We start from the raw sequence: 16,917 nt of genomic DNA, 5'->3' as shown, positions 1-16,917 counted from the left end.
GCTGCGGACATTCGGCGCGGGAATCGTAGCACGCGGCCTAGAGCAGCTTCTCGCGCACCCACGCGCCGTTTTTCATCACGCCGGAGATGCGCTCGCCTTGCCCCGTCAAGACGCGAATGTCCTTGAGCGGATCGCCGTCGACGACGAGCAAATCCGCATACGCGCCCGCCGCGATCACGCCGAGCTTGCCCTGCATGTTGAGGATGTCCGCGCCCACGGCAGTGGCCTGGCGAATGGCTTCGAACGAGCCGACGATATCCGCGCGTATCGACAGTTCGTCGCTCTGATACTCGTGCATCTCGCCCAACAGATCCGTGCCGAGGCCCATTTTCACGCCGCGCTCGTGCAGCAGTTCGAGCGCCTTCAACCCTTGCACGCGCACCGCTTCGTTCTTTTCGAGCGACAAGGCCGAAATGCCGATCTGCGCGCCGACGCGGTTCATCGCGTCATAGACGACGAGCGTCGGCACCGCGAACGCGCCGTGTTCGGCCATGACATCGGCGGCTTCTTCATCGATGAGATTGCCGTGCTCGATGGTCCGCACTCCGAGCTTCACCACGCGCGCGATGGCTTTCGGCGTGTACGCATGCGCCATCACGTAGGTCTGATGCGACGCGGCTTCCTCGACGGCGGCCTTCACTTCATCGACGGAGAATTGCAGATTGCCGATAGGGTCCGTCGGCGACGCCACGCCACCCGACGCCATGATCTTGATGTGATGCGCCCCGGCGCGCATCTCTTCGCGCACGGCCTTGCGCATGGCATCGACGCCATCGACCACGCGGCCGATCGCGCCCATGTTGCGGCTGCAGCCGCACGGGTCCGGGTCGGAGTTGTCGAAGCGCTCGCGGAAGTCTCCATGACCGCCGGTTTGCGACAGCGCCTTGCCCGCGACGAACAAGCGCGGTCCCGCGATCACGTCTTCCTCGATTGCACGCGACAACGCGTAATCCGCGCCGCCCGCGTCGCGCACGGAGGTGAAGCCGCGATTCAACATGCCCGCGAGAATGGGCACGGCGCGCAGCACGGCGAACGTGTTCGGCAAACGGCTGTTGTTGCCGAGATGCGCGACCGATGCAATGACATGCACATGGCAATCGATCAGGCCGGGCATCACCGTCTTGCCGCCGACATCGATCACTTGCGCGCCGCTCGCCTCTACCGGCTCGCGCGTGACTTCGCGGATGGTGTCGCCATCGATCACGACGGAATAGCGGCCGTCGTCGCGTTCGTGCTCGGCGTCCAGCACGCGTGCGTTCTTAAGAATCAGCATGACGTTATGCTCCTTTTCACTTCAGCAGGAATCCGTGGGCCAGGGGATCGCGGTCATCGACGAAGAGAGTGTTGTGGCCCGTGATGCGCGCCCAGCCTTCGATGGTCGGCACGATCGCGTCGTACTCGCCGACTCGCGCGGCCGATACCGGCACGCCTTCGAACAGCGTCCCGATGATGCTTTCATGCACGAAACGCTCGCCTATCTTCAAGCGCCCTTTCGCGACAAGTTGCGCCATGCGCGCCGAGGTTCCGGTGCCGCACGGCGAACGGTCGATGGCCTTGTCGCCATAGAACACCGCGTTGCGCGCGCTCGCGCCTTCGACTGTCGGCGCACCGGTCCACATGACGTGGCTGAGGCCGCGAATCTGCTCGCTTTCCGGGTGCACGAAGCTGTACTTCTCGTTGGCCTTCTGCCGCAGCAGCGGGCTCAGGCGCTGAATGTCCGATGGCTTGAGCGCGTGCAGACCTTCGAAGTTGCGCTGCGGCTCGACGATCGCATAAAAATTGCCGCCATAAGCGACATCGAAACGAATCTCGCCTAAGCCTTCCACTTCGACGGAAAGGTCCTGCGAATGCAGATACGAAGGCACGTTGACGAGTTGCACCGAATCCACGTGTTCGCCGTTGACGCGATAACGCGCGATGACTACGCCCGCTGGCGTATCGAGCCGCAAAACGCCCGGCTCGCGCGGCCGCACGAGACCGTTTTCGATCGCCGTCGTCACCGTGCCGATGGTGCCGTGTCCGCACATCGGCAGACAGCCGCTGACTTCGATGAAGAGAATCGCGAGATCGCAGTCGTCGCGCGTCGGCGGATAGAGAATGCTGCCGGACATGACTTCGTGGCCGCGCGGCTCGAACATGAGCGCGGTGCGAATCCAGTCGAACTCGCGCAGAAAATGCGCGCGCCGCTCGATCATGTTCGCGCCGGCAAGCGGCGGCGCGCCGCCCGCGACGACGCGCACGGGGTTGCCGCACGTATGACCGTCGATACAGAAGAACGTGGACTTCACATTAGTGCTCCGTTCATTGAGCGAGCGCACGCACGTTGGCGAGCGCCTTCTCGACGATCGCGATGGTGCGCTGCCGCTCCTCGCCTTCGAGCACGAGACGCGGCGCCTTCACGTATTCCGGATAACCCGCCGTGATGTTTTCGGCGAGCTTGATGTACTGCACGAGTTTCACGTGCGTGTCCAGATGGAACAGGTCGATCAATGCCCGATACAGCGCACGCGCCTTGTCGTATTCGCCATTCACGGCGAGCTTGAGCAGTTCGACGGATTCGCGCGGCACCGCGTTGGCCATGCCCGATACCCAGCCCTTGACGCCGAGCGCGACCGATTCCAGCACGAGATCGTCCACGCCGCAGAACACGGTGAAGCGGTCGCCGAAGCGCGCATAGAGATCGGTGACGCGAGTCGTATCGTAGGTTTCTTCCTTGATCGCGACGACGTTGGCTTCGTCCTTCAGTTGTTCGAGCAAGTCGGGCCGCATGTCCACGCCATAACCGCGCGGATTGTTGTAGATCATGAGGCCGAGCTTCGTCGAGCGCGCAATCGACCGATAGTATTCGACGGTTTCTCTATCGTCCGAGCGATAAGTGAGGCCCGGAAACACCATCAGCCCTTGCACGCCGATGGCTTCCGCATCCCTCGCGAACTGCATGGCGTTGGCCGTGTTCAGTTCGGCGAGACCGGAGATCACGGGCACGCGGCCGTTCACCGTTTCGACCGCGAGCTTGAGCACCGTGCGCTTTTCCTCGGGCGTGAGTTGCGCGTTCTCGCCGACCATGCCCATCATCACGACGCCGCCCACGCCGTTGTCGAGCAGACGATTCAGCCCGCTCACGATGGCGTCCTGATCGAGCGCGCCGGTAGCGGTGAGTTTGGTCGTGACCGCGGGGAAAACGCCTTGCCAGTTGACTTGCATCTCTTCTCTCCTGTCGTTTGGTCAGTGCTGAAAACGTGCGATGGAATAAGGTTCGAGGGGCACGCGCGGCATGCGCTCGCCGAGCACATCGGCGACGAGCGCGGCCGTGGTCGCCGATTGCGTCAGGCCGAGATGGCCGTGTCCGAACGCATAGACCACGGACGGCGCGCGTGGCGAGACGCCGATTACCGGCAGCGAATCCGGCGTGGACGGGCGATGCCCCATCCAGTTGACCGCGTCCGTTTCGTCGATGTCGGGCAGAAAGCGCCGGCCGAGCGCGAGCAACGCCTCGCTGCGCCGATAGTTCGGCGGCGCGGCGAGCCCCGCGAATTCCGCCGCCCCGCCGATGCGCAAACCGATATCCAGCGGCGTCGCGACGAACTTGCGTTCCGCGAAGATCACTTCGCGCGACAACGCAATGCCGTGCCTGGGCAGCGTCGCGTTATAGCCACGTTCGCTGTCGAGCAACACGCGGTCGCCGACAGACTTCGCAAGCGTCGCCGACCACGCGCCCGCCGCCACGACGATGCGGCGGCCGAAGACGCGGGAGCCGTCGTCGAGCAGAACGCCGTCGGCGGGTTCGAGCGCGCGCGCGACGCCGGTCACGAAGCGCGCCCCCAACGCCATCACGCGTTCGCGCAGCAAGGTCACGAGCCGGCGCGGATCGCCGATATGCGACCAGTCGTCGAGAAACACGCCATGCCGGAACACCGGCGCAAGCGCTGGCTCGGCGGCGCGTACTTCGTCCTGATTCAGCGTATGCCAGCGCACGCCAAGTTCGCGCTTGAGCGCCCATTCGGGCTGATCGGCGGCGAAGGCTGCATCGGTCTCATAGACGGTAAGCGCGCCGCGTCGATACAGCATCGCGGTGGCGCCGATATCGTCGAACATCGGCAAGATGTCTTCGTATACGCGATTGTTGAGCCGCGAAAGCGCACGCGAGATGGCGTCGAACCGCGCGGGTTCCGCCGCGCGCCGAAACGCCATGAACCACGGCAACGCGCTTGGCACGTGTTTCCAGTCGAGCGCGAGGGGCCCGAGCGGGTCCATCAGCCACTTGGCCGCTTGCGTGAACATGCCGTGCACGGCAATCGGCGTGTTCTCCGACACGGCGATACCGCCCGCGTTGCCGTGCGACGTGCGGTCGCCTTCGAAGTCGCGATCGATCAACGTCACGCTCGCGCCTTCGCAGAGCAGCGCCCACGCGCACGACAAACCAACGACGCCCGCGCCGACCACGATCACATCCGCTATTTCCTGCCGCGGCTGGCTCATGGCTTCGCGCGCGATTTGATGAGCTTGTCGTCGACGGCTTCGAGCCACGTGTCTGACAACGTGAAGCCCGTCTGATAGCGGTCGGTCGGATCCACGCCCACTTGCGAGATCGCGCTGATCCACGCCTGTCCCGCGACCACGGGCACGACTGCGGGCACATCGCCGAGTTGCGTCAGCGAATCGATACGGCTTTCGAAGCGCGAGCCGATGATCGATTCATGCACGAAGCGCTCGCCCGCTTCGATCAGCCCTTTCGCGTGCATCACCGCGAGCCGCGCCGATGTGCCGGTGCCACATGGCGAGCGGTCGCAGCGTCCGGGAGAGACGATCACGGTATTGCGCGAGGTCAGGACGCCGTTTTCGCGCCGCAAGGGCATGACGAATTCGGTCTGCGTGATGCCCTTGATGTTCGGGTTCAGCGGATGCGGCGACGGCAATTGCTCGGCCGCGGCGGCCTTGATCGTTTGCCCGAGCTCGCATAGTTGGCGCGCTTCGTCGGGCGTGATGGCAAAGCCGAGCTTTTGCGCATCGACGATGACATAGGTCATGCCGCCGTAGCCGACATCGACTGTCAGCGTGCCGACGCCTTCGACCTCGATCGTCTTGTCCAGATGGTTCGCGAAGGCCGGTTGATTGGTGAACTCGACTTGCGTCACCTTGCCGTTTTCGCAGCGGCAGCGCACGTGAATGAGACCGGCGGGCGCTTCGAGCACGAGTTCGGTGACGGGCTCGGTCATCGGCAGGATGCCGGTTTCGAGCAGCACGGTGGCCACGCAGATCGTGTTGGAACCGGACATCGCCGGATATTCGGTCGATTCCGCGATCACGTAGCCCATCTGCGCGCGCGGATCGGTCGGCGGCAATAGGAAGTTCACGCTCTGGTTGGCCGAACCGCGCGGCTCGAAAATGCAGATGCGGCGCAGGTCGTCGCGCACTTCTTCGAGATGCATCATCTTGTCGAACATGGTGGCGCCGGGCACGTCGAAGACGCCGCCCGTCACCACGTTGCCCACTTCGCCTTCGGCGTGGCAATTGACTACCGTGAGAGTTCTGCTCCAGCGCATGCGAAAGTCCTCATTGCAACGGTTGATGCGCCGTTTCCCGGATCGTCGCGACCGTGATCGTCGAGAGCATGACGAAGTACGCAGGCGAGACGGGCGAACCGGTGGCTTTGATGAGCGAGATCGAAATGACCGGCGCGAAGCCGCCGAACACCGCATTGGCGATGCCGTAGCCGATCGACATCCACGTCGTGCGGATCTTCGTCGGAAAGAGTTCGGAGAGCACGGCGGGGCCGACGCCCGAGAAGATGCCGATCAACACGCCGCCCAGCACCTGCACGAGACCGACGACCAGCGCGGACTTGTATTCGAGCATCAAGTGAAAAATCGGATAAGGCAGGATCAGGAACGCGACGCAGCCGATAGCGTAGATCGGTTTGCGTCCGACGCGGTCCGACAACGCGCCCCAAAACGGAATGGATGCCGTCATCGCGAAGAGCCCCGCCGTATTGAGCCAGAGCGCCGCCGACGAACTCATGCCCGCGTACTTCTGCGTGAACGACGGCAGATAGTTGAGCAACGTGTAGAGCGAGACCGTCCAAACGATCACGAGCCCGCAAGCTTGCAAGCCGAGCAGCGCGGGCGCGCGATGCGGCGGCGGCGCGACATCGCTTGCCTGCGCGAAAGCGGGCGTCTCTTCGCTGCGTTTGCGGATGATCCAGCCGATCGGCCCGATCACCACCGCGCCGATGATGAACGGCACGCGCCAGCCCCAGTCGAGCATGGCTTGCGAGGACAGCGTCGAGGTCATCAACGCGGCCGCGCCGGAGCCGAGCAGCGTGCCGCCTAGCGTGCTGCATTGCTGGAAGCTGCCGTAGAAGCCGCGGCGGTTTTGCGGCGCCCATTCGACCAGAAACGCGACCGCGTTACCAAGCTCGCCGCCGACCGAAAGGCCTTGCAGCATGCGCGCGGCGATGAGCAGGATCGGCGCGTAGATGCCGATCGACGCATACGAAGGGATCAGCGCCATGAAGAGCGTGGCGGCGGCCATGAGCGGCATGACGAAGGTGAGCGTCCACCTGCGGCCTTTTTTGTCGCCGAGCCATCCGAAGATGAGCGCGCCGAGCGGACGCGCCGCGAAGCCGAGACCAAACGCGCCGAAGGTGCCGAGCATGGCGGCGAACTCGTCGCCAGCCGGAAACATGACCTTGGCGATGACGGTGGCGAGAAACGCGTATGTCCCGAAGTCGAACCATTCGAGCACGTTGCCGACGACCGCGGCGGTGACGGCGCGACTGGTTTGCGTTCTGGATGGTGCTCGGGCGGTGTCGCTTGTGGCGTATGCGCCGGCGACGGTCTGCGCTTGGTCGGTCATGGTGGCTCCCGGGGCGGTCGGTTCGAAGGCGAAACGGGATGCGGCTGAGGGGCATTCTGAACCAGAAAGTTTTATGAATCAAGGATTTTGGATCCAATATAAAAGAACGATCAATCCTTTAACGCCAGCGCGCTCGCCCATTCCACAGGCATATCTGATTCAAAGTGTTGTTGCGGCTTGCGGAAGCTTTACTTCGCGCGTCCAATGCCCGGGGTTGCCGGGGGGTTCATCGACAAACCATAGCTTGGCATTACTTAGAATAACGAGATAGAGAAAAATGAAGCCCATTTTTGGGGATGGCAACGCGAAGCCTTTTCACCTCGCGACAGACGACACGCGCGGCGATGCATCGCCGTCATCGACGCCGGTCCTGCGTGACGCGGCCAAAACGGTTCGCGAAGCCTCGGCCGAACTACTCACGGACGATCAGATCGACCAGCTTGGCGCCACGGCTGGCGAGCGCGTCGCCAGCCTTTCGCAGCGTCTTCTGTCCGAGGCGCGTGCCTCCGACGCCGACCACTTTGGCGAGTTGCTCAACAACCTGATCGTGACCGCCAAGGGCCTCGACCCTGCTTCCATCCAAAAACGCGGCCTGGCCGGGAAACTAGTGTCGATGTTCAGATCGACCCGGGAACAGTTGCTCGCCCAGTTCGATTCAGTGGAGAAGCGCATCGGTACGCTCGTCGTCGAACTGGAGGCCACGGCGAGCCGGCAGAACCGAGATATCGCGGAACTGGATCAGATGTACGCGGACAACTACGAAACGTTCCGCCAGTTCGAAGCGGCCAAGGCGCATGGCGAGGCTTCGCTCGAGTCGTACCGCGTGGCGCTTGCGCAAGAGCCTCAAGCCGGCGACGCGTTCGCCGCGCAACGCATGATGGACACGCGTCGCCGCGCAAACGCACTGGCGCAAAAAATCGACGACTTGAGCCGCGCCATGCTGATGGCCGAACAACTCGCGCCGCAGATCCGCATGGAGCAGGATCACAAGCGAACGCTCATCTCCAAGTTCGGCACGGCGAAAACCGTGTTGATTCCCGCGTGGACCAACGCGTTCTCGCTCTACATCAAGCAACTGAGTTCGAAGAAGGCGGCCGACCTCGCGAACGCCACGTTCGATGCCGCCGACATGGCGCTACGCGCGCAGGCCGACCAACTGCACGCCAACGCCGGCGCGGTGACGAGACTGGCGGAGCGTCCCGTCATCGCGACCGAAACCTTCGAATACACGCAGCAGAAGTTGTTCGCCGCGCTCGACGAAATGGCAAAGATCATCGACGAAGGCCAACGCAAACGCAAAGCCGACGAACCGCGGCTGCGCAAGCTCGAGCAGGATCTCATCGCCCGGTTCAACGACCGTAACCACTAAAAGAAAAATCTCGCATGTCCATCATCAACCTCAATAAACCGGCCCTCGCTGCGCGCGCCGACAGCGTTGCGATCATCCTGAGCAAGCGTAGCCTGCCGCGTCCGCCCATCGTGCGAGTAGCGGCGGCGCTGGACATCTCGGGTTCAGCGAAGGGTCTGTACGAATCCGGGATCATCCAGGAAACGCATGACCGCATGCTTGGCATCGCCATGAAGTTCGATGACAACGGCGAAATCGATACCTGGACCTTCACTGACACCTTCGACCGCCTGCCCACGGCGACGCCCGAAAACTATGGCGCCTATATCACCGAAGAGGTGATGAAGAATGCGTCGGTGCGCAAGTGGGGCGCGACGGAATACGCGCCTGTGATGACGGATATCGTCAATTTCTTCTTCGCGGCGGCAGCGCCCGATGCGAACGACAAGCCTGGCTTTTTCCGCCGGCTTTTCGGCGCGCCGCAGAACGACGTCACCGTCGCCAATGCCGCACCCGCCAACAACATGCCCGTGTGGGTCCTGTTCGTGACGGATGGACAGAACCCTGCTTTCGACCGCGCGCGCGTCTGGAAGCTGCTGCGCGAGACGCAGAAGTTCCCGATCTACTGGTCGCTCATCGGCGTGGGTAATCCCGACGAATTCGCCTTCCTCGAAGAAGTCGCCGAGCAATTGCCGAATGCAGGCTTCCTGCATCTCGAATCGCTCGACATCTCCGATCAGGCGATCTACGAGCAACTCATTACCGAGGAATTCTGTGACTGGGTGCGCGGTAAGTAAGCGATTCATCCCGGCCATTTTTTCTCTCGAGCAATACATGATCAAGCAATTCAAAATCCCGTTCGCGTTGACGTTCATCGCGCTCGTGCTCGCATTCCTGATCGGCGGCGTGAAGGACATGATCCTCGTGGCCGTGCTGTGCGTGCTCGAAGTCTCCCTCTCACTCGATAACGCCGTGGCCAACGCGGCCGTCCTGCGCAACTGGTCGGACAAGTGGCGCGACCGTTTCATGACGTTCGGCCTGCCGGTCGCCGTGATCGGCATGCGGCTGCTGTTTCCGCTGCTGATCGTCGCGGTGGCGGGCGGCATTGGCTTGTGGCAGGCCGCCAGGCTCGCGCTCGAAGCGCCGGATCAGTACGCCGCCATTCTGACTTCGGCGCATCACGAAGTCTCGGCATTCGGCGGCGCGTTTCTCTTGATGGTGTTCTTCGGCTTCATGTTCAACGCCGACAAGGAAGAACATTGGATCGAGGTCATCGAGAAGCCCTTCGCGCGACTGGGCCGCCTCTCTGCGATTGAAGTGGCGCTGACGCTCGGCATCATCGCGCTCGTTTCCACCCAGTTGCCGGACGGCGAGCGCGCATCGTTTCTGCTGGCGGGCGGCGGCGGCGTCATCGCCTTCATCGTCGCGCATGGCGTCGGCGATCTGGTCGGCGGCGACGCGACCGGCGAACGGATCGTGCGCGAAGGCGTCGCGGGTTTCATGTACCTCGAAGTACTCGATTCGTCGTTCAGCTTCGACGGCGTGATCGGCGCATTCGCCCTGACCAACAACATTTTCCTGATTGCGCTCGGACTCGGCGTAGGCGCGGCTTATATCCGTCAGATGACGCTGATCCTGCTCAAGAAAGGAACGCTTGCGCAATATCGCTTTCTGGAACACGGCGCGTTCTGGGCGATCGGCGCGCTTGCGGCAATCATGCTGTGCGTCAACGTCGACGTTCCGGAAGTAGTCACGGGGCTAATCGGCGCATGCACGATCGGCGTTGCGGTCGTCAGTTCGATCATCGTGCAACGTCGCGAAGTCACGCGCGACGCGACTTCCGACAACCCTGCTTCCTGATCCAGACGCGCCGCCCAGAGTCGCGGCGCGATCCAAAACCTTCAAACGAGAGCAAGTAATCCATGTCAATGATCAATCTGTCCAAAGGCGGCCGGATCAATCTGTCGAAAGAAGCGCCGCACGCAAGCAAGTTCCGCATCGGCCTGGGGTGGGACGCCAATGCCACCGATACCGGCGACAACTTCGACCTCGACGTCTCCGTGTTCCTGTGCAAATACGACGAACAGAGCAATCCGAAGCTCTTGTCGCAGAAGCACTTCATCTTCTACAACACGGAAATTCGCACGCTCGACCGCGAAACCACGTTTTTCCAGCCCGGCGACGAATGGCCACGAAAGGGCATGTCGTCGTCCGAGTGTCTCGGCGTCGTGCACAGCGGCGACAATCAAACCGGTAGCGGCGGTGGCGACGACGAAGTCATCTTCATCGACAGCAAGAAACTCGAGGCTGCGGTGGACGAAATTTCGGTCGTCGTGACGATCGATCGCGCAGCAGAGCGCAAGCAGAACTTCGGACAGGTTCGCAACAGCTACATCGAAATCTCCGAGGAAGATACCGGCAAGGTGCTCGCCCGTTATCCGCTCGAAGAAGATTTCTCGCTGGAAACCGCCGTGCAGGTGGGAAGCTTCTATCGTCGCGACGGACAGTTCATGTTCAAGGCGGTCGGCATGGGCTACAACCGTGGGCTCGCGGATTTCGTCGCCGCTTATGGCGGCCGCGTCGACCGCGCCTGAAACGGAGATCTGTCATGGCGTGGCGTTACCGGCAAGAGTATGCGAATGTCCAGTGAACCCGGACCGCTGAGCTTCCCGGACACACCGGGCACGTTGCAAGTCGACGATTCCCGAGCCGACCGCAGTTCCAATGCGCGCAGCAACGTCGTCCGTGAGCCATCCGTGCGCCCGCTTTTTGTGTCGCGCGAGGAGCGCGCCGCGAGCGCACCGCAAAGCTTGGGCGAGCCGGGAAAGACGCTCTTCGGAGAAGCTGGCCATCCGTTGCTGAACCAGTGTTTCGAGTGCGCGCGCCAACAGTTTCCCGGCCTGTATCCTCGACAGCAGGCACGTATCGAACGCGCGATTCGCCGGCTCGTACCGCCACGGCTCGAACACATCGTCGTCATGGCCGAAGCGCCGTTGCATGCATGCGGCGAGGCTGTCGAAACGTTCACCCGCATGATGCGCGACTTCGCCGAACTGGATGGTGCCGGCCTGATGCGCGACCTGCTCGAGCGTGCTGCACATAAGCCCGGTCTGATCGACCGCCTGACAGGCCGATACCTGGGCACGGAAACGCCGGAACTGGATTTTCGCGGCCTCCTGACCACGCTCAAGACTTCGTTGCACTCGTTTCCGGCGCGCGTGAAGTCGTCGCGGCAACACATCGCGGAAGCGCACGACGGTCTGGCTATCGGTCTTGCCGCCTTGAGCGCCGTCGCCGATTTGCCGGAGCCCTGGGACACCGCGAGCGCCGCGCGCGCATTGCTCGATCGCCGCGCGATGGTGCGTCAGGCGTTTCAGCAACTCGAACTGTTGTCCCTGCAAGTCGATGCGTTCGAAACCGATATTGTCGATCTGCTTGCGCGCGCCGATCAACTGATGAACGTGACCCTCCCCGCCGCCCTGGCTGCGCGGTCGTAGCCCAAGCGCTGAGAAACGAGCGTTTTACATGGAGCCTTCGATGTCCAAGCAACACCGCACCGTCGCCGCATTCGATTTCGACGGCACCATTACCACCGGCGACAGCCTCAAGGCTTTCGTGCTGCACACCGTCGGGCCGATTCGTTTCGCCACATCGGCCATATGGGCGGCGCCGGCGCTGGCAGGCATGGCAATAGGCCGATGCGACCGCGGAACCGCGAAAGCCGAATATTTGAAGTACGCTCTGAAACACGTTTCGCGCGATGCGCTACAACTCGCTGCCCAAAGCTTTTGTGCCACGCGCCTGCCGGCCATGATCCGGCCGGAGATGATCGAACGCGTGCGGCAACATCAGGCGCTTGGGCACGAGGTGGTGATCGTGAGCGCGTCGCCTTCTCTGTATCTTCGTCTCTGGGCGCAGACCATCGGAATCGGCACGGTGCTGTCGACCGAACTGGAATTGACGGAATCGGGATACGCGGGCCGGTTCATCGGCGCCAATTGCTGGGGGCCGGAGAAAGTCGAGCGTCTGAAGGCATGGTGGGGCGCATATCGCCCAATGACCTTGTATGCCTATGGCGACAGCGCGGGCGACAAGGAGATGGCCGAAGCCGCCGACGTTCCATGGATTCGCGGATGCGGCGCCTTGCCGACCTTGCCAGCCCTGAGCGATACTCATTATTAAGACAGCGCGGGAATCGGCAGGCGATCTCCGACCGCTATACTTCGTCCCGCTTTTTCGTCCCGCTTTTTCGTCTCGCTTTTTCGTTCCGCTTATTCGTTCCGCTTTCCGCACCACCTGTTCGCATCGAAGGACCCCGCATGACCGCCCTGCCCCCGTGCCCCCAATGCCATTCCGAATTCACCTACGAAGACGGCAAGCTCTTCATTTGCCCCGAATGCGCGCATGAATGGTCGGCCGATGAATCTCCCGCCGCCGAAGCCGAAACGAAGGTTTATCGCGATTCGGCGGGCAACATTCTGCAAGACGGCGACACCGTCACCATCATCAAGGATCTCAAGCTGAAGGGCTCGTCCGGCGTACTCAAGATGGGTACGAAGGTCAAGAACATCCGCCTTGTCGATAGCGATCACGATATCGATTGCAAGATCGACGGCTTCGGCGCCATGAGTCTCAAGTCCGAATTCGTCAAGAAGATCTGAGCGCGCACGTCGTGGACGAGGTGCGCCTTACCTCGTCCGCATGCCGCTAGCCGGCACGCGGCGCGCCAACTCCGCCAGGCCGATACAAAACGCGAGCCACGCGCCGCCCGAGGCGAATCCGCCCGCGACATCCGTCAGAAAATGCACGCCGATCACCACGCGGCTCGTGCCGATCAGCAGCACTAGAAGACAGGTCGAAGCGACGATGAGGGCATCGCCGCCGCGCGAGGCGACGCGCATCAACACATAGGCGCACATGCCGTAGCAGACCATCGATCCGAACGAATGGCCGCTCGGAAACGAATAGCTCTCGGGCAGCGGCACGAGCGCGCCGATGGGCCGCTCGCGATGCATCGACAGCTTGAGCACGCGATTGAGCAGACCGCCCAGGCTCGTCGTCGCGATCAGAAAGAGCGCCAGTCCGAAGTGCCGCTTCCACGCCAGCGCCACGCAGACGAGCGCGCACAACAACGCCAGGAACAGCGGATCGCCAAGATGCGTCAAGCGCGCGAAGCTCTGCGCGGCCAGCGGCGGCACGCGTTTGCGGATGCTATCGAGCAGAAGCTGATCGGCGCTCGAAAACGCCTCGCCGCGCTCGATGCGCGTCGCGATTGCCGCGAACACCATTACGCCGCACGCAAGCGGAACCAGCGCCGCGAACACGACGAGCGTCCTCTGCGTGGGCGGTTCGCGCGTGTCGAGCACGCGCACGAACGCGCTCCAGGCGAGCGCCGCGCCAAGCGGCGCCGCCACGAGCACGAACGCGATGACCCACGACGCGTGAGCTTCTGCTAAGCCTGCATAGTCCATCGATCGACAACCTCCGTTTGATTCGACTTGGCTAGACGTTTCTACCATGCCTGCCGCCGATGGAAATTAGGACGGACTAAGTCGAGCTTCGGATTCGCCCTACGGGTACTCCCGGAGTTGATTGAATCTCACACCCACGCTGACAAATCGTCGATTCCTCATCGCGCGACGCCCGCCGCAAAATCGCTTCATCCTCAACGTAACGCAAAGGATTGGAGTCCATGCGAAAGAATTTGTATATCGGCGAAGGCTTCGAGGGACCGGGCGTGAATCTCGCCCATATCAACGTGCTGGTCGGTCCGCGCGACGGTCCCGCCGGTCAGGCCTTCGCCACCGCGCTCGCGACGCCATCGGCCGGGCACGCGCCCTTCGTCGTGATCGCACGGCCCGGCGTGCCGACCAAGCCGCTCACGCTCTACGTGAACAAGGCGCCGATCGACGGCGACTTCCACGGCAACGCGACCTGGGGCGCATCGCAGGCCGGCATAGCGAAAGCCGTGGCCGAAGCGCTCGAACAAGGCACGCTGCCGCCCGAGGCGGAGAACGAGTGGGTGGTCGTATCGGCGAACTGGGTGAATCCCAAGACCGACGATCTCGACGCCGTCTTCGAGAACAACTATCGCGCGTGCAGGAACGCAATCGTCGCGGCCATGGAAGGCTTGCCGTATCGACATTCCGTGTTCGAGGCGGCGCGCGATGTCTCGAATCCGTTCTACACGCCGAAGAAGCGCTGAGGAGACGACCATGGAATACGTACGTCTCGGCCAGTCCGGACTCAAGGTTTCGCGCTTGTGTCTCGGCACCATGAACATGGGCACGCCGCAATGGAAGCCCTGGATTTTCGATGAAGCGCAAAGCGAGCCGATCGTGCGCCATGCGCTCGATGCCGGCGTGAACTTCATCGATCTCGCCGATTTTTATTCGACCGGCGTCGGCGAGGAAGTGGTCGGCCGAATCCTGAAGCGGCTCGTGCGGCGCGAGGATATCGTCGTCACCACGAAGGTGGGCTACGACATGGCGAGCACGCCGAACGCGGGCGGCCATTCGCGCAAGCATGTGATGGACGGCATCGACGCGTCGCTCAAGCGTCTCGACATGGACTACGTCGACATTTACATGCTGCATTTTTTCGACGTGAACACGCCCGTCGAAGAAACCCTGGCCGCGCTCGACGATATCGTGCGCGCGGGCAAGGCGCGCTATATCGGCGTCTCGACGATGTACACCTGGCAGTTCGCCAAGATCGTGCAGGCGTGCGAACGCCACGGCTGGCACAAGCCGATCAACATGCAATTGCAGTTGAACGCCGCGTATCGCGAGGAAGAGCGCGAGATGATTCCGTATTGCATCGATCAGGGCGTCGGCGTGTCGGTGTTCAGTCCGCTCGCGCGCGGCCTGCTGACGAACGACGCCGGCTCGAATCGCAATCAGACCGACTTCTTCACCGCGCAAATGTATGGCGATGCCGCTTCGCGCAGCGTCGCGGCATCGGTGGCGCGAGTGGCGGCGCGACGCGGCGTGACGTCCGCGCAGATTGCCCAGGCATGGGTGCTGAACCGTCCGGGTGTGTCGAGCATGCTGGTTGGCGCGGATTCGGCCGCGCAGTTCGACAGCGCGCTCGCCGCGCTCGACACGCGTCTCAGCGACGACGAAATGCACGAACTCGACCGCAACTACACACCGTGCGATCTCATCAACGATTACACGGCGGGACGGCGTATCGCCCGCGAAGCGCGTGAGGCGCGCGGCGCATTCGACGAACTCATGGAGCGCGCGGCATGAGCGACCTTTTACGATCCGGCCATTACATCGACGGCGCGTGGCGCGAAAGCGCAAGCACGTATGCCGTGCGCAATCCAGCGACGGGCGAAGTCATCGCGAACGTGGCGCGCGGCGGCAGCGCGGAGACATCGCTTGCAATCGATGCCGCGAGCAACGCGCTGCCCGTGTGGCGCGCGCTCACGGCGAAGGAACGCGCCGCCCGCGTCAAGCGTTGGGGCGAACTCATGCTCGCCAACCGCGAGGCGCTCGCCGCCCTGCTCACGCGCGAGCAAGGCAAACCGCTTGCCGAAGCGCTCGGCGAAGTGGCCTACGCCGCGAGCTTCCTCGAATGGTTCGCGGAAGAAGCGAAGCGCAGCTACGGCGACGTGATCCCGAGCCCGAAGCCGCATTCGCGGATCATCGTCACGCGCGAGCCAGTCGGCGTGGTCGCGGCCATCACGCCGTGGAACTTCCCGCTCGCGATGATCACGCGCAAAGCCGGCCCCGCCATTGCGGTCGGTTGCACGATGGTGCTGAAGCCATCGGAGGAGACGCCGTTATCGGCCTTCGCGCTGGCGGTGCTGGCGGAAGAGGCGGGCATTCCGGCCGGCGTGTTCAACATCGTATCGGGCGATGCGGTGGCTATCGGCGAGACGCTCACGGCGTCGCCGCACGTGCGCAAGCTCTCGTTCACCGGCTCGACGCGCGTCGGCAAACTGCTCGCGAAGCAATCCGCGGATACGCTCAAGAAGCTTTCGCTGGAACTCGGCGGCAACGCGCCCTTCATCGTGTTCGACGACGCCGATATCGACGCCGCCGTGCAAGGCGCGATGGCATCGAAGTTCCGCAACACGGGACAGACGTGCGTGTGCGTGAATCGCTTCTACGTGCAGGACGGCGTCTACGATGCCTTCACGCAAGCCCTGACGCGCGCCGTGCACGCCTTGCGAGCGGGCAACGGTCTCGAAGGCGCGTTCGATCAAGGTCCGCTCATCAACGAGGCGGCGCTCGATAAAGTGAAGGCCCATGTCGCGGATGCCGTGCAAAAAGGCGCCAAGGTGCTGACAGGCGGCAAAGCGCATGCATTGGCCGGAACGTTCTACGAGCCGACCGTGCTCGCCGATGCCAGGCCTTCGATGCTGATCGCGGAGGAGGAAACCTTCGGCCCGGTCGCGGCGTGTTTCCGCTTCGCGACCGAGGAAGAAGTCGTCGCGCTTGCGAACGACACGCCCTACGGCCTGTCGGCCTATTTCTACACGCGCGATCTGGGCCGCGCGTGGCGTGTCGCTCAGGCGCTGGAAAGCGGCATGGTCGGCATCAACGAGGGAATCATCTCGACGGAAGTCGCGCCGTTCGGCGGCGTGAAGCAGTCGGGGCTCGGCCGTGAAGGTTCGAAGTACGGGCTCGATGAATACGTCGAACTCAAATACATGATGATGGCGGGGCTTGGCCGCTGAATCATCTTCTGTCGGCGCCGCGCGC

Annotated in this window: 17 protein-coding genes; 10 read left to right on the top strand and 7 right to left on the bottom strand. The window is 63.0% G+C overall.

Features of this window, described 5'->3' with window-relative positions; genetic code table 11:
• Positions 1-37 precede the first annotated feature (37 nt).
• From QCE79_RS18510 to QCE79_RS18485, 6 genes are read right to left on the bottom strand one after another with little or no spacing between them, the layout of a single operon-like run.
• Entirely contained in the window at positions 38-1,273 is a 1,236-nt protein-coding gene (locus QCE79_RS18510; protein ID WP_250469113.1) for an amidohydrolase family protein, read from the bottom strand.
• A 16-nt stretch (positions 1,274-1,289) separates the two neighbouring features.
• Entirely contained in the window at positions 1,290-2,288 is a 999-nt protein-coding gene (locus QCE79_RS18505) for a 4-hydroxyproline epimerase (RefSeq protein WP_250469111.1), read from the bottom strand.
• 13 nt (positions 2,289-2,301) lie between these two features.
• The gene (locus QCE79_RS18500) at positions 2,302-3,204 is read right to left on the bottom strand and encodes a dihydrodipicolinate synthase family protein (protein WP_309846737.1); all 903 of its coding nucleotides are present in this window, start codon (positions 3,202-3,204) and stop codon (positions 2,302-2,304) included.
• Between the two features lie 21 nt (positions 3,205-3,225).
• Entirely contained in the window at positions 3,226-4,479 is a 1,254-nt protein-coding gene (locus QCE79_RS18495; protein WP_250469107.1) for an FAD-binding oxidoreductase, read from the bottom strand.
• Positions 4,476-5,543 (bottom strand): proline racemase family protein, encoded by a 1,068-nt coding sequence (locus tag QCE79_RS18490; protein ID WP_244829787.1) that lies wholly within the window; start codon positions 5,541-5,543, stop codon positions 4,476-4,478. Before QCE79_RS18490 ends, QCE79_RS18495 begins: the two co-directional genes overlap by 4 nt.
• Before the next feature lie 10 nt (positions 5,544-5,553).
• Complete coding sequence (locus QCE79_RS18485) at positions 5,554-6,855, bottom strand: MFS transporter (protein ID WP_309846732.1); 1,302 nt, start codon at positions 6,853-6,855, stop codon at positions 5,554-5,556.
• Between the two features lie 277 nt (positions 6,856-7,132).
• On the opposite strand from QCE79_RS18485, the gene QCE79_RS18480 reads away from it, so the two are divergent.
• From QCE79_RS18480 to QCE79_RS18450, 7 genes are all read left to right on the top strand, one after another.
• Positions 7,133-8,224, top strand: a complete 1,092-nt coding sequence (locus tag QCE79_RS18480; RefSeq protein ID WP_250494428.1) for a toxic anion resistance protein — start codon at positions 7,133-7,135, stop codon at positions 8,222-8,224.
• Between the two features lie 14 nt (positions 8,225-8,238).
• Positions 8,239-9,000 (top strand): VWA domain-containing protein, encoded by a 762-nt coding sequence (locus tag QCE79_RS18475; RefSeq protein WP_309846728.1) that lies wholly within the window; start codon positions 8,239-8,241, stop codon positions 8,998-9,000.
• Positions 9,001-9,037: 37 nt separating this feature from the next.
• Positions 9,038-10,063 carry a DUF475 domain-containing protein gene (locus QCE79_RS18470; RefSeq protein WP_250469101.1) on the top strand — a complete coding sequence of 342 codons (1,026 nt, stop codon included), beginning with the start codon at positions 9,038-9,040 and terminating at the stop codon, positions 10,061-10,063.
• A gap of 68 nt (positions 10,064-10,131) precedes the next feature.
• Positions 10,132-10,797, top strand: coding sequence for a TerD family protein (locus QCE79_RS18465; RefSeq protein ID WP_250511101.1), 666 nt, complete (start codon positions 10,132-10,134; stop codon positions 10,795-10,797).
• A gap of 45 nt (positions 10,798-10,842) precedes the next feature.
• On the top strand, positions 10,843-11,700 hold the full coding sequence (locus tag QCE79_RS18460) for a hypothetical protein (RefSeq protein WP_309846725.1): 858 nt from the start codon (positions 10,843-10,845) through the stop codon (positions 11,698-11,700).
• 40 nt (positions 11,701-11,740) lie between these two features.
• On the top strand, positions 11,741-12,385 hold the full coding sequence (locus tag QCE79_RS18455; RefSeq protein WP_309846722.1) for an HAD-IB family hydrolase: 645 nt from the start codon (positions 11,741-11,743) through the stop codon (positions 12,383-12,385).
• A 137-nt stretch (positions 12,386-12,522) separates the two neighbouring features.
• A complete protein-coding gene (locus QCE79_RS18450) occupies positions 12,523-12,864 on the top strand; it encodes a zinc ribbon domain-containing protein YjdM (protein WP_244829803.1) in 342 nt (113 codons plus the stop codon).
• Positions 12,865-12,891: 27 nt separating this feature from the next.
• Here QCE79_RS18450 and QCE79_RS18445 read toward each other — a convergent pair whose 3' ends face one another.
• Entirely contained in the window at positions 12,892-13,674 is a 783-nt protein-coding gene (locus QCE79_RS18445) for a phosphatase PAP2 family protein (RefSeq protein WP_309846719.1), read from the bottom strand.
• Between the two features lie 221 nt (positions 13,675-13,895).
• On the opposite strand from QCE79_RS18445, the gene fae reads away from it, so the two are divergent.
• From fae to QCE79_RS18430, 3 genes are read left to right on the top strand one after another with little or no spacing between them, the layout of a single operon-like run.
• Complete coding sequence (gene fae, locus QCE79_RS18440; protein WP_250494423.1) at positions 13,896-14,408, top strand: formaldehyde-activating enzyme; 513 nt, start codon at positions 13,896-13,898, stop codon at positions 14,406-14,408.
• 10 nt (positions 14,409-14,418) lie between these two features.
• Entirely contained in the window at positions 14,419-15,456 is a 1,038-nt protein-coding gene (locus QCE79_RS18435) for an aldo/keto reductase (protein WP_250494422.1), read from the top strand.
• The gene (locus QCE79_RS18430) at positions 15,453-16,892 is read left to right on the top strand and encodes an NAD-dependent succinate-semialdehyde dehydrogenase (protein ID WP_309846716.1); all 1,440 of its coding nucleotides are present in this window, start codon (positions 15,453-15,455) and stop codon (positions 16,890-16,892) included. Before QCE79_RS18435 ends, QCE79_RS18430 begins: the two co-directional genes overlap by 4 nt.
• Positions 16,893-16,917 lie beyond the last annotated feature (25 nt).

The organism is Caballeronia sp. LZ003 (assembly GCF_031451465.1).
Classification (GTDB): Bacteria; Pseudomonadota; Gammaproteobacteria; order Burkholderiales; family Burkholderiaceae; genus Caballeronia.
The sequence above is the reverse complement of the archived record's forward strand: the minus strand, read 5'-3'. Positions and strand labels throughout refer to the sequence as shown.